This window comes from Protofrankia sp. Cj5, assembly GCF_917627405.1.
In the GTDB taxonomy this organism is placed as follows: Bacteria; Actinomycetota; Actinomycetes; order Frankiales; family Frankiaceae; genus Protofrankia.
In genome coordinates, this window is the sequence record NZ_CAKJTO010000019.1 from 17,552 (window position 1) to 30,553 (window position 13,002).

The 13,002-nt window shown below is 69.2% G+C and carries 13 protein-coding genes; 2 read left to right on the forward strand and 11 right to left on the reverse strand.

Translation table 11 applies throughout. The features are described from left to right. Positions 1–107 precede the first annotated feature (107 nt). From MJ777_RS06535 to MJ777_RS06545, 3 genes are all read right to left on the reverse strand, one after another. On the reverse strand, positions 108–1,427 hold the full coding sequence (locus tag MJ777_RS06535; RefSeq protein ID WP_239308046.1) for an NYN domain-containing protein: 1,320 nt from the start codon (positions 1,425–1,427) through the stop codon (positions 108–110). Next, on the reverse strand, positions 1,424–1,660 hold the full coding sequence (locus tag MJ777_RS06540; RefSeq protein WP_239308045.1) for a hypothetical protein: 237 nt from the start codon (positions 1,658–1,660) through the stop codon (positions 1,424–1,426). The genes MJ777_RS06535 and MJ777_RS06540 overlap by 4 nt, the downstream gene beginning before the upstream one ends. 217 nt (positions 1,661–1,877) lie before the next feature. Further along, positions 1,878–2,273, reverse strand: a complete 396-nt coding sequence (locus MJ777_RS06545) for an HIT family protein (RefSeq protein ID WP_239308044.1) — start codon at positions 2,271–2,273, stop codon at positions 1,878–1,880. Positions 2,274–2,546: 273 nt separating this feature from the next. Here MJ777_RS06545 and MJ777_RS06550 point away from each other — a divergent pair, with 273 nt between their 5' ends. Next, the gene (locus MJ777_RS06550) at positions 2,547–4,310 is read left to right on the forward strand and encodes a DEDD exonuclease domain-containing protein (protein WP_239374138.1); all 1,764 of its coding nucleotides are present in this window, start codon (positions 2,547–2,549) and stop codon (positions 4,308–4,310) included. A 67-nt stretch (positions 4,311–4,377) separates the two neighbouring features. Here MJ777_RS06550 and MJ777_RS06555 read toward each other — a convergent pair whose 3' ends face one another. The 6 genes from MJ777_RS06555 to MJ777_RS06580 form a co-directional block, all read right to left on the reverse strand. Further along, complete coding sequence (locus MJ777_RS06555; protein WP_239308042.1) at positions 4,378–5,256, reverse strand: ABC transporter permease; 879 nt, start codon at positions 5,254–5,256, stop codon at positions 4,378–4,380. Further along, entirely contained in the window at positions 5,216–6,076 is an 861-nt protein-coding gene (locus MJ777_RS06560; protein ID WP_239347169.1) for an ABC transporter ATP-binding protein, read from the reverse strand. The genes MJ777_RS06555 and MJ777_RS06560 overlap by 41 nt, the downstream gene beginning before the upstream one ends. Positions 6,077–6,338: 262 nt before the next feature. Continuing rightward, complete coding sequence (locus MJ777_RS06565) at positions 6,339–7,958, reverse strand: cytochrome bc complex cytochrome b subunit (protein ID WP_239374140.1); 1,620 nt, start codon at positions 7,956–7,958, stop codon at positions 6,339–6,341. Beyond that, complete coding sequence (locus MJ777_RS06570; protein ID WP_239374162.1) at positions 7,955–9,100, reverse strand: ubiquinol-cytochrome c reductase iron-sulfur subunit; 1,146 nt, start codon at positions 9,098–9,100, stop codon at positions 7,955–7,957. The genes MJ777_RS06565 and MJ777_RS06570 overlap by 4 nt, the downstream gene beginning before the upstream one ends. Further along, positions 9,097–9,900, reverse strand: a complete 804-nt coding sequence (locus tag MJ777_RS06575) for a c-type cytochrome (RefSeq protein WP_239374165.1) — start codon at positions 9,898–9,900, stop codon at positions 9,097–9,099. The genes MJ777_RS06570 and MJ777_RS06575 overlap by 4 nt, the downstream gene beginning before the upstream one ends. 5 nt (positions 9,901–9,905) lie before the next feature. Then, on the reverse strand, positions 9,906–10,544 hold the full coding sequence (locus MJ777_RS06580) for a heme-copper oxidase subunit III (protein ID WP_370651400.1): 639 nt from the start codon (positions 10,542–10,544) through the stop codon (positions 9,906–9,908). 105 nt (positions 10,545–10,649) lie between these two features. On the opposite strand from MJ777_RS06580, the gene MJ777_RS06585 reads away from it, so the two are divergent. After that, positions 10,650–11,729, forward strand: coding sequence for a cytochrome c oxidase assembly protein (locus MJ777_RS06585; RefSeq protein WP_239374168.1), 1,080 nt, complete (start codon positions 10,650–10,652; stop codon positions 11,727–11,729). A 41-nt stretch (positions 11,730–11,770) separates the two neighbouring features. Here MJ777_RS06585 and MJ777_RS06590 read toward each other — a convergent pair whose 3' ends face one another. Beyond that, a complete protein-coding gene (locus MJ777_RS06590) occupies positions 11,771–12,367 on the reverse strand; it encodes a DUF3501 family protein (protein ID WP_239308036.1) in 597 nt (198 codons plus the stop codon). Positions 12,368–12,485: 118 nt separating this feature from the next. Further along, positions 12,486–12,932 carry a rubrerythrin family protein gene (locus MJ777_RS06595; RefSeq protein WP_239308035.1) on the reverse strand — a complete coding sequence of 149 codons (447 nt, stop codon included), beginning with the start codon at positions 12,930–12,932 and terminating at the stop codon, positions 12,486–12,488. Between the last annotated feature and the right edge of the window lie 70 nt (positions 12,933–13,002).

The window sequence follows — 13,002 nt, forward strand, 5'->3', positions numbered from 1 at the left end:
AACGAGTAGCACTGAGACACAACGTAGCCACGGGGTCCGACAAATTTTCCCAACCGTCCCGACGGTGCTGAGGCCCGGCCGCCCGGTCAGCGCCCAGGCCCGGCGGCTCAGGATCGGTCGAGGCGAGTCAGCAGCGCGGCGGACGGGACCGGCCGGGCACCCGACATCCGGCTCGTTTCCGCCACTTCCCGATCGGAGGTCACCACAGCCACCGGGCGGCCCGCCGGCTCAGCCCGCACCAACCGGATGATCTCCTCGTCGGCAAGCTGACCGGACCGGCTGAACACCACCCGCACCCCGCGGGGCGTGGCCACCCCGACCGGCCGCGCGATCACCGCGGTCGCGTCGAAGACCACCGTGATCTCGCTCTCGGGCGCGCGACCGACCAGCGCGCCGAGCCCTGACAGCAGCCGGGCGCGCTGCGCCTGCAAGGTCAACGAGCCATAACCACGCTTGGTCACATTGTAACCGTCGATAATGAGGTGCACTCCGGGAACCGCTAGGACCTCGTCGACAACCCCGGGATCGTCCTCAGCCAGGCCGCGCACGCCCACCCCGCAGAACGGATCGAACAGTGCCGTGCCATCGTTCTCGCGACCGGCGACATCCGCGGGCCGCCGTACGGCGGTCGGCAGCGAGAGCTCCTTGCGGAAACCGTTCGCGGCGGCCATCAGGGTGTCAAGCAGAACGCGCAGGCGCACGTCCTCCACGGACCTGGCTTCCCGGCTGCCTCGCCGCGCCGCCGCCAGCGCCGCCTCGAGCTCGACGACCCGCTGTCGCAACCGGCGGGTCTCGGTCTCGGCCTCCCGGGCCGCGGCGACCGCGTCGTCGCGACTGCGCTCAGCCCTCTGGATGGTCTCCTGGGCGTCCAGCTCGGCCCGACGCACCCGGTCAGCCGATGATCTCAGCCGCCGACGAGCATCCTCAACCTCGGTCCGGGCCGCCGCCAGCCGGTCACGCAGCTGATCGCTCTCAGCCCTGGAACTGCGCTTCAACGCCTCGAGCCGCTCATGGAGACGTGCGGCGGCATCGGCGGCCTGCGCCGCGCGGGCCGAAGCGGCCGTCTCGGCCAGTTCCTGAGCGGCGGCCTCGACCATCCGCTCCCAGCCGGGCAGGCGCAGGACGTAGGCGACGGCCGCGATCTCCTCGGGTGGGGCCGCTTCGGGCGGTCCCTCGGCTGAGGAAAGTGCCGCGACGAGATCGGGCAGGGCGAGCCGGACCCGCTCGGCCACCCGCCCGCGGAAAACCGCGTCGTTCGCGATCGCGGCGGCCAACGGGGTGGCCCCGAGCCGAGCGCGTCGCGACGGGATGAAGCGCCGGACCGCGATGAGCGCGGCCGGCACATCCTGCTCGGGAATGTCCGCGAGGGTGTCAGCGGCAAACGTGACGACCTGCGCCCGGACGTTGGGCGGGAGTGGCTCGCTCACCCGGACGCCGGCCGAGGCTCACACACCACGCTGTCCACCGCGCCACACCACCGACACCAGACATGCTCGATCTTCTCGTCCACGATGTCCCGTTCCTCCACACGCGGGACACCCGCAAGATCGACATGGACGTAGTCCCGTGACCGTAGCGTTCTCGCCACATCGAAACGGGTCAGATTACCACATATCCCGCACCGCCAGCGGGTATGCGGTCCGGGCAGGTCGACGGGCACGGCGCAGGCTCCGGGGCGCGATGGGAACAACGATGACGCATCAGCGTATAGGGAGCAGGCAGGCCCTTCCGGATCGCCAGCGTTCCGCGCCGGCTCGTCCCAGCGGTGACAAACCGGGGGACGCGGCATCGCGGGGCTGGGGCACGCGCCTCCTGCCGGGCGCGCCAAGCCCAGCTGATCATTTTACGCGGCTGAGCTCGCCCGCCGGCGGCGACCACTAGATCAACGCGGTCCGGATACGGTCAGCCGCGTCATCCAGCGCGGCCGGGTCGGGATTGTGATCAGCTCTGGCAAAGGAAAGCTCGGCCTCAGAATCGATCGCGACGATATGCACGTGGACGTGCGGCACTTCCAGACCGGCCAGCAGCGCGGCCACCTTCCGGGGACGGAACGCCTTGTCCACGGCCCGTCCCACCCGCGCGGCTCCGCTCCACAGCTCCCGCAGCACGTCCGACGGAAGATCAATCCAGTGATCGACCTCCAGCCGCGGGACCACCAGGGTGTGCCCGGGGGTGAGAGGAGCAATCGTCAGAAACGCCACGCAGTGATCGTCCTCATAGACGATCCGCCCGGGCAGCTCACGATTGATGATCCGGGTGAAGACGCTGGCCATACCTGGACACTATCGGTAGGAGGGTCATCGGCACGAGGTGCCGCCCGGGGGCTCCAACCGGTCGGCCCCGCCACCGAGGATGACGAGAAAGCCACCCGCTGAAAGAGAGCCGTCCGCCTTGGCACCCGTCCGCGGCGAAACCCGGCTGCCACCCAAACCCGGCTGCCACCCAAACCCGGCTGCCACCCAAACCCGGCTGCCACCCAAACCCGGCTATGGCACAAAACATGTCCGCGGCAGAACTGTCCGCGGCTGCCGATAGCCTGCGCGGACATGAGCCTGTTCTCGCAGGCGCCTGGCGGCGGCCACCAGACCCCGCCGGTGCCCTTCTCGACGCAGCCGTCGCCGCCCACGGCCCGCTCCCAGCCGCGACAGGCCAGTCTCGAGGAGCTGGGCCGGCCCCTGCGGGACGTCACCTTTGTTGTCGTGGACCTCGAGACCACCGGTACCCGCAGCGCCGACAACGAGATCACCGAACTCGGCGCGGTCAAGGTCCGCGGCGGGCAGGTCCTCGCGGAGATGGCGGCCCTCGTGCGGCCGGCCGCGCCGATACCGCCGTTCATCTCGGTCCTGACCGGGATCACCGACGCGATGGTCGCCACCGCGCCGCCCATCGGCGCCGTGCTGCCGGCTTTTCTGGAGTTCGCCCACGGTAGCGTCCTGGTCGCCCACAACGCCCCGTTCGATCTGGGCTTCCTGCGCCAGGCGTGCGTACGCGGCGGCTACCCGGTTCCCGAGTGGGAATACCTGGACACCCTCCGGATCGCCCGGCAGATCCTGACCAGGGATGAATGCCCGGACCGCACACTGGCCTCGCTGGCCCGGCTCTTCCGCGCGGACGCCGAGCCGTGTCACCGGGCTCTCGCGGACGCGCGGGCGACTGTCACCGTCCTGCACGGCCTGTTCGAGCGGCTCGGCAACCTCGGCGTGACCACGCTGGAGGACGTCCACGGTTTCACCCGGAAGGTCTCCCCGGCGCGGCGGCGCAAACGGCACCTGGCGGACGGGCTGCCGACCGGGCCCGGGGTCTATGTGTTCCGCGATCGCAGCGGCCGGGCGCTGTACATCGGGACATCGCGGTCGGTGCGCGCACGCGTCCGCTCCTACTTCACCGCGAGTGAGCCACGGGCACGGATGACCGAGATGGTGGCGACGGCCGAACGGGTGGACGCGATCGCGTGCGCGCATGCGCTGGAGGCCGAGGTCCGCGAGCTGCGACTGATCGCCGAATACAAGCCTCCGTACAACCGCCGGTCCCGGCATCCGGAGCGGGCGGTCTACCTGCGGATCACCGACGAGCCGTTCCCGCGGCTGGCACGGGTGCGGGCGGTCCGCGATGGCGGGACCTACCTCGGCCCGTTCGCGGGGACCGCCGGGGCCGAGCTCGCCGCGGCCGCGATCCACGCGGCGATTCCACTGCGGCAGTGCACCGCCCGCCTGTCGCCACGGCGTTCGGTGCCGGCCTGCGCACTCGCGGAGCTGGGACGTTGCGGAGCCCCTTGCGACGGCCGGGAAAGCCCGCAGGAGTACGCCCGGCATGTGGAAGCGGCCCGCCGGGCCATCACCACCGACCCGTCTGTGGTCGTTGCCGCCGCGCGGGAACGCATCGACAGCCTCGCCGCCGAAGAACGTTTCGAGGACGCGGCCGTCCAGCGGGACCGGTTGCTCGCGTTCCTGCACGGCGCGCGGCGGCTGCAACGCCTGTCGGCGCTGACCGGCGTGGCCGAGATGGCCGCGGCCTCACCCAGCGGTGACGGTGGCTGGGACATCGCGGTGATCCGTCACGGCAGGCTGGTCGCGGCTACCCGCACCCCGCCGCGAGCGCATCCGCGGCCCTGGGTCGCCGCGGCACAGGCCAGCGCCGAAACCGTGTGCCCGGGGCCAGGGCCCACGCCGTGCGCCAGCGCGGAGGAGACGGAACGGATCCAGCGCTGGCTGTCCGCTCCCGGTGTCCGTCTTGCCGTCCTGGACGGCGAATGGGCCTCGCCCGCGAACGGAGCCGCCCGGGAGATGTTCCGGTTGGGACAGGGGCTGTGACAGCCGACGCCAGGGACCGGCTGGACGCGGCTCGCCTGGGCGAGCGTGATGCGGAACAGGCTCCTGATCATCGAGCCAGGCGGCCGAGCAGCGCGCTGGCCACAATGATCGTCAAAACCGCGGAGCCCGTGAGAACGGCGAAATCCAGCACGAGGTGGCCGTGGGTACCGATGAGCAGGCCGCGCAACGCGTCGACCAGATAACTCAGCGGGTTGAGATAGCTGACCACGCGGACCCAGCTCGGCATGATGGACACCGGGTACAGGGCGTTGCTCGCGAAGAACATCGGCATCATGATTGCCTGGCCGATTCCCATCAGCCGGTCCCGGGAGAGCACCAGCCCGGCGATCACGATGGACAGGCAGGAGAAGAAGGCCGCGCCAAGCAGCACCGCGACCGCGGCGCCGACCAGTTTCAGCGGGTTGGCGGTGAGCCCTACGCCGAGCAGAGCCGCCAGCAACAGGACGACGGCGACCTGTATCAGCGCCCGCACCCCGGCCGCAAACGCCTTGCCCGCGACCAGCGCCGTTCGTGGTGTCGGGGTGACCATGAGCTTGGCCAGGACGCCCGCGTCCCGATCCCAGATGATCTGGATGCCGTAGAAGATCGAGATGAACAGCGCCGACTGGGCGAGAATCCCCGGTGCCAGATAGTCCAGGTAGGGCACGGATCCGGTCGGAATGGCGTGGATACGGCTGAAAGTCACGCCGAAAACAAGCAGCCACAGCGCGGGCTGGACCGCCCGGGTGTAGAGCTCGACCCGGTCGTGGCGCAGCTTCTGCAACTCCACCAGGGAGAGGGTCGCGAAACGGCGGAACAACAGCCGCGCCGCGCCGAACGGCCCGTCACGATCTCCATCAAAGATGATCCCCGCCGAGGACAGGGGGCTCGGTGGATCGGCGCGCTCAACCGGCCCGGCTGGCGACACGGCGGATCTGCTGGACATCACGGAAATCACCTCCCCCGCCACCCTCAAGCGCATCACCGGTGTGGTGGCGGAACACGTCCTCAAGGCTCGTCCGCGCTCCGATGGCCGCCTTGAGCTCATCCGGGACACCGGTGACGCGTACCCGGCCGGTGTGCATGAGCGCGACCCGGTCACACAGGGCGTCCGCTTCCTCCATGTAGTGCGTGGTTAGCAGGACCGCTATCGCCTGCTCAGCACGCAGCCGGTGGACGTGTGCCCACACGCTGTCGCGGGCGATCGGGTCCAGCCCCACCGTCGGCTCGTCGAGGATCAACAGGCGTGGCGCGTTGACCAGCGCCTGGGCCAGCTCCAGCCGGCGCACCATCCCGCCGGAATAGGTACGCGCCAACCGGTCCGCGACATCGGTCAGCCCCATCGCGGCCAAGGCCTCGTTGACCCGCGCCCGCCGCTGCCGCCGTGGTACGTCGAACAGCCCCGCGAACAGTGCCACGTTCTCCCGCCCGGTCAGGCCCGAATCCGCCGAGAGCATCTGTGGCACGTAGCCGATGAGGCGGCGCGCACGGATGGGATAACGTACCGCGTCCATCCCGAACACGCGCACCGACCCGGCCGCCGGCCGCAGCAGCGTGACAACGGCACGGATCGCCGTGGTCTTACCGGCTCCGTTCGGCCCGAGCAGGCCGAGTATCTCCCCTGCCGCGAGGTCGAGGTCGACCGCGTCAACCGCTGTGTGCCCGCCGAACCGGTAGGTCAGGCCTCGGACCGCCAGGGCCGGCGGGGCCGGCGGGTCACCCGAGGACGCGCTGGACGGGGCACGTACGGACTGCTCGATGGACATCCAGCCTCCATATCTTTTCCTTCATACAACTAACTATCTGCCTTTCTCGTCCTCTCGTCACCCGGATCGGGCGCCTGACCTCGGCCAACACCCGGCCCGCGCCGCCGAGGACGGCCGCTGGAACAAAAACAGGGGTCGTTACGCCCTGGTATCGGACGTAACGACCCCTGGTTCGGGATCGAGCGTTGCTCGGCGTCTACCGCGCCTGAAAACCCGCTCCGCGGGCGGCCCGGTATCGTTCTTGATCCAAAAACTGTCCCGCTCAGTGCCTGCCGGCGGGCTGATCAGGAGATTCACCGGTGGACTCGCGCGGCGGAGCCCCCTGGGCGTCCTCCTCCTCGACGAAGAACCCGGTCACCGCCTTGCCCGCGCGCCGGACAAGACCACCCTTGGCATCCCCGTTCTCCCCGGCGGGCAACGCCACCCGGTCGGTCGGCACCCGGCGGTGGTCGGGCACCGGGGGCAGCTTCGGACGATGTTTCTCCACGAACTCCCCGTCGGGAAGCTGGTGGATGATCCCGGTCTCGATACCATGCTCGGCGATCTCCCGATCACGAGCCTGCAGGTGGAGACACAGCCTCTTCGTCACCGTGAAGGCGATCGGCGGGACGACGATGCAGCCGATCCGGCCGGCCCAGGTCATGGCGTTCAGCGAGATGTCGAACGTCTTCGCGATGACGTCGTTACCACCGGAGACCCACAACACCAGGTAGAAGCTGATGGCCATGGCGCCGAAGCCGGTGCGGGCCGGGGTGTCACGCGGCCGCTGGAGCAGGTTGTGCGGCCTGGAGTCACCGGTGAACTTCGCCTCCAGGAAGGGGTACACCGCGAGCAGCGTGAACAGGATCCCCGGCAGCACAACGGTCGGCCAGAACACCGCTGGGACGGTGTGCCCAAGGCCACGGAACTCCCACGGCGGGAACAGCCGGGTAGATCCGTCAAGGAAGCCGATGTACCAGTCGGGCTGTGAGGCGGAGCTCACGTTGCCCGGGTCGTAGGGGCCGAAGCTCCAGATCGGGTTGATCTGCGCCAGCCCGCCGAGCAGGGCGAGCATCGCGAACACGAGCATGAAGAACCCGGTGGACTTGACCGCGAAGACCGGGAAGACGCGGTGCCCGATCACGTTGTGCTCGGTCTTGCCCGGCCCGGGGAAGTCGGTGTGCTTCTGGTGCCACAGGATGCCCAGGTGGGCGCCGATCAGCGCCAGCAGGATCCCCGGCACCAGCAGAATGTGAATGACATACAGCCGGGGGATGAAGCTGTCACCCGGCCACTCGCCGTTGAAGACCAGGAACGACGCCCAGGTCCCGATGACCGGGATCGACTGGGCGATCGACGCGGCGATGCGCAGCCCGGTGCCCGACAGCAGGTCGTCCGGCAGTGAGTAGCCGGCGAAGCCCTCGAGGATGCCCAGGACGAGCAGCCCCACACCGATCAGCCAGTTGACCTCACGAGGCTTGCGGAAGGCACCGGTGAAGAACACCCGCATCAGGTGCACCACGATCGAGGCCACGAACAGCAGCGCCGCCCAGTGGTGGATCTGGCGGAAGACCAGCCCCGCTCGGGTGTCGAAGCTGATGTCGAGGGTCGAGGCGTAGGCCCGGCTCATCTCGACGCCGCGCAGCGGGATGTACGAGCCGTTGTAGGGAATCTCGACGTTGCTCGGGTCGAAGAACAACGTCAGGTAGATACCGGTCAGGACCAGGATGACGAAGCTGTAGAGGGCGATTTCCCCGATCATGAAAGACCAGTGGTCGGGGAACACCTTGTTGAGGTTGCGGCGCAGCGCGGCCTGAGACCCGAAACGCTCGTCGACAGCCCGGTTGAGCTTGCGGACCGGGCCCGGCCGCTTGACCAGGGAGGGTGGCGGGGCTGTGGTCATGGACGCTCCCAGAAGGCGGGACCGACGGGCTCGGTGTAGTCGCCGTCTCGCGCGATGAAGTACCCGTCGTCATCAATACCGATCGCCAGCTGTGGCAGGGACCGGCTGGCCGGACCGAAGATCGCTCGACATCCGTCCAGGACGTTGAACACGGACTGGTGACAGGGGCAGAGCAGGTGATGGGTCTGCGCCTCGTAGAGGCTGACCGGGCAGCCCGCATGAGTGCAGATCTTGGAATAGGCGACGTGGCCGTCGTAGGCCCAGTTCTCTCGTCCGGGCCGCGGCCGGTTCTCACCCGGGGCGAGCCGGATGAGGATGGTGACGCTGTCGGCCTTCTCATGCAGGCTCAGCTGGGGCTCGAAGCGGACGCTGCCGTCGGCCTCGGTGACCGGGACCGCCGGGAAGACGGTCTCGATACCGCCGATAGCGATGTCACCGACCCTGACCGGGTTGCCCTCCCCGTTCACCAGCCGGGCGCCCTTCACCCAGTGGCTGTGCTTGAGCTGCGCACCCGGCTTCCGGTTGGTCAGGTTCAGCAACGGCACCACCAGCAGAGCGCCGAGCACCGTGCCCGCGCCCAGCATGGTGCGGCGGAGCAACGGCCGGCGGGCAAGGCCGGTGTCGGCGAACCCGAGAGCAACCGTCTCCTCGGTGGCGGCGATCTCAGCATCCGAGGAGGCGAAGGGATGACGCTCCTGGACGGCCTCCTCATGCGGCATGAGGCGCTTCGCCCAGAGGATGACCCCGAACCCGATGCCACCCATGGCGAGGCCCAGGGCGGTGCCCATGCACGGGGTGTAGTACTCGGCATGCTTGTCACCGACGAAGTTGGTGACCACGAAGCCGATCGTCCCGACGATGGAGACCATGAACCAGAACGCCACCAGCCGCTCGGCCCGGCGCTCGGCCCGGCGCTCGATCTCCTCGGCATGGGCCGGGGGGACAGCCGCGCTCCGCTCGCCCGGCTCGGCCAGCAGGACCGTTGAGCCCTCCCGGGCCGAATCGGTCTGGTGCGGCGGGGTACCGAGACGCTCGGGGCCGTCGTCGTGGCCCTGACGCGGTTCGGGCTTGGCACGGTCGAAGATGCTCCCGCTCTCGGCGGGAACGTCCGGCCCGGTCGTCCCGTCTTCCTGCTTGCTCATACCTTCTGCCTCGCTCCGATCCACATGCACACCGCGAGCAGGCCACCGATCCCGGCCAGCCAGGCCAGCAGCCCCTCCGGAACCGGGCCGTACTTGCCCAGCGTGCTACCACCGGCGCTCGGCGCCTCAGTGACGAAGCGCACGTACTTCGCGATCGCCACGGCGTTGGCGTCGTCGATCTGCCCAGGACCGAACACGGGCATCGACTCGGGGCCGGTCCGCATGGCCTCGATGATCTGTGACGGGGTGGCCTTGCTCAGGTCGGGCGCGTACTTGCCGTATGTCAGCGGCGCACCGGCGCCCACAGCCTGGTGGCACTGCGCGCAGTTGGCCCGGTAGAGCTCCCCGCCCTGGGCCAGATCCGCGTCATCGAGTGCGTTCCTGGTGACGACTGCCTGCTTGGGGCCGCCACCGAGGCTGTCGACGTAGGCGGCCAGCTGGTCGATCTGGGTCTGGCTGTAAACGGGGTCTTTGCGCTTGGCCTGCGCGCCCGGCGCGGCAAGCGGCATCCGGCCGGTGCTCACCTGGAAGTCCACCGCGGCGGCGCCGACCCCGATGAGGCTCGGAGCCTGACCAGTGCCCTGAGCGTTCAAGCCGTGGCAGCTTGAACAGCCCTGGAGGTAGAGTGCCCGCCCCTGCCGTACGGCCTCGTTCGCATCCGGGGTGCTCTGGGCCGTGCCGCGCGGCGCGAACGCGGTCCAGAGCACCCCGGTGGCCGCGAGCGCCAGCAGAAGGACGACAGCGGAGGAACGCCGACGCCGGTGTGTGGATGCGCGGGCAGCGCCCAAAGATGCAGTCATGTCGCTCACTGGAGGAGGTAGATGGTCGCGTACAGGCCGATCCAGACGACGTCGACGAAGTGCCAGTAGTACGACGTCACGATCGCCGAGGTCGCCTTCTCAGGGGTGAAGCTGCCGTAGGTCGACCGGGCCAGGACGATCACGAAGGCCACCAGCCCACCGATCACGTGCAGCCCGTGGAAGCCGGTCGTGAGGTAGTAGACAGACCCGTAGGCATGCGACGAGATCGAGAACTCGTTCTCGTGGAAGTACTCCCACGCCTGGCCACCGACGAACACGGCACCCATGACCAGCGTGATGAGGTACCAACGACGCAGGCCGTACACATCGCCTCGTTCCGCGGCGAAGACGCCCAGCTGGCAGGTCAGGCTCGACAGCACCAGGATCGTCGTGAAGACGAGCGCGTAGCCGACGTGCAGGTGCACCGGGCCGATCTCGGACCCCGCGGGATCGCCGGTGACCGGCGGCCAGTTGTCGCTGTTGACCGAGCGGATCGTGTAGTACATCGCGAACAGGGCCGCGAAGAACATCAGCTCCGACGACAGCCACACGATCGTTCCCACGGAAACCATCGACGGCCGGTTGGCCGTGGGGTGCGGCGGCGGAGCCTTCTCAAGGACGGGGGCGGAAGCCACGTCGGTCATTCTGGCACGCGTTCCGCCAAGCGCCACCGTAGGTTCGACATTCGGTAGGACTACGAGCCGTCGAGGGCTCGAGCGAGCCCCGGCCCAAGCGAGGTGACGGAAGTCGTGACCAGTCCCGGCACGCTTGCCCCAACAGCTGCGCAAGACCTGTTCGCAGCCTCCGGACAGGGACAACTGCCGCCCCCACCGACTGTCGGGCGGATGCTCCTGCACGTTTCACCCGAGCCCGGCCCGCTGCTCCTGATCGCCACGATGGCCGGGCTGTACCTGCTCGGAGTGCGCAGGCTCACAGATCGCGGCGACGCCTGGAGCCCGTGGCGGACGGCGTCCTGGCTCGCCGGCCTGGTTGTCGTCGGGTACGCGCTCGTCGGCGGGATCGCCGCCTACGACACCGCGCTGTTCAGCGCACACGCCGTCCAGCACCTGCTGCTGGGCACGGTCGCACCGATACCGCTCGCGCTCGGGGCGCCGGTCACGCTCGCGCTGCGCGCGCTGCCGCGACGTTCCCGCAGCCTGCTGGTGAGGCTGTTGCACAGCCGCGCGGCCCGGGTGATGACCTTCCCGCTGGTCGGCTTCACCGTGTTCATCGTCAGCCTATACGGATTGTACTTCACCAGTCTCTACGAGTCATCATTGCGGCACCCGCCGCTGCATCTCCTCCTGCACATCCACTTTCTGCTGGTCGGCTGCCTGTTCTACTGGCCGGTCATCGGGCTTGACCCCATCCCCGGCCGCCTGCCCTACTGGGGGCGCCTGCTCCTGCTGTTCGTGACGTTCCCGCTGCACGCGCTGTGGGCGCTGGCGATGTTCACGACCAATGACGTCTTCGCCGAAGGCTGGTACGCCTCGCTGGGGCGAACCTGGGGATCCAGCCTGTTGGGCGACCAGCAGACCGGTGCGGGGCTCATGTGGGCCGCGGGCGAACTGGTGGGCGCAGTGGTGTTCGTCGCCCTGTTCATCCAGTGGTCACGAGCCGATGGCCGGGAAGCCGCCCGGGAGGACCGCCGGCTCGACCGACTCGACCGGCTGGCGATCTCCCCCGCCGCGGTGCCCGCCACCGGTCCGGACAAGAACCTGGACGCACCGCGAGCCCCGGACCCGGACTCCGAGTTGCTCGCCCGGGAAGCGGCCTACAACGCCTGGCTGGCTCGGCTCGCGGCCCGGGACAGCGCCCGCGGCCGGTGACAGCGCCCGCGACCGGAACGCCCCGGGCCCGCCCGGCGCTCTCAGCCACGCAGTGTGAGATCCGCGATCAAACTCTTCCGGGCCGCGCCCGTGACCGGGGTCGCCTCGTTGTACGCGGGGTGATCGACCACCAGCTCGACCAGCACAGCCGGATCACGGAAGGCGTCACGAGCGGAGTCGCTCAGGGGAAACCGCAGCATGTGCACGGAGACAGTCGCGGTGGGAACGCCCGGGGCCTCGTCCGGACCCGGGATCTCCTCGGCCGGCACCGGGAGCCCGCCGATCTCCAGGCGGATGCTGCGCTGGATCCCGGCCAGCCGCGCCAGCTCCGCGCGGACGGTCTCAGCGACGTCAAGCTCGATAAAGACGGTGGTGGTCAGAACGTGGCTGGCGGGAAGCAGCCGAGAATAGATCTCGATCTCATGCGCGACGTCCGCGAGGCTGCGCAGGCGCTCGGTATAGACCATCTCCTGCACCTGATAACGCAGGGTTTCCTCATTCTCGAACTCGAAGAGAAGCATGTCCCCGACCCGGATGCGGCGTTCCGCTCGGACCGGAAGGATCCGGGCGCGGGCGTCCTGGCGCCGCGCGGAGTAGACCTCGGGGTCAGTGACAATGTCAGCGACAGTGAGTGCCATCGTTGGAACTCCCACACGTCTGATGGGGACGATCTGATGGGGACGGTCACGGTTCGCCCGGCCGCCGGCGGCGCACGATGACCGCGCCGCCGTTGGCCGGGCGGCTGTTACGGAAAGATCAGGCTTCCTGCTCGGCCTTCTCGTCAGCGACGACCGCGTCGAGCGCCTTCTTGAAACGTCCGGCATGGGTCTTCTCGGCCCGCGCGAGCGTGGCGAACCAGTCCGCGATCTCCTCGAAGCCCTCGTCCCGCGCGGTCTTGGCGAAGCCCGGGTACATCGCGGTGAACTCGTAGGTCTCCCCCGCCACGGCGCTGGCGAGATTCGCCGTGGTCTTGCCCAGCGGTTCCCCGGTCGCGGGGTCGCCCACCGCGGCCAGGAAGTCCAGATGACCGAAGGCGTGCCCGGTCTCGCCCTCCGCGGTGTCGCGGAAGAGCGAGGCCGCGTCGGTCAGGCCCTCGATGTCGGCTCGGCGGGCGAAGTACAGGTAACGGCGGTTCGCCTGGCTCTCGCCCGCGAACGCCTCCTTGAGGTTCTCGTGTGTCTTCGTACCGTCAAGCTGCGGCATGTGGATCTCCTTTGTCGATCGTGGTCCGCCCCGGCGCCGGAGCGACGGCCGGGGATACTGATTGTCGATC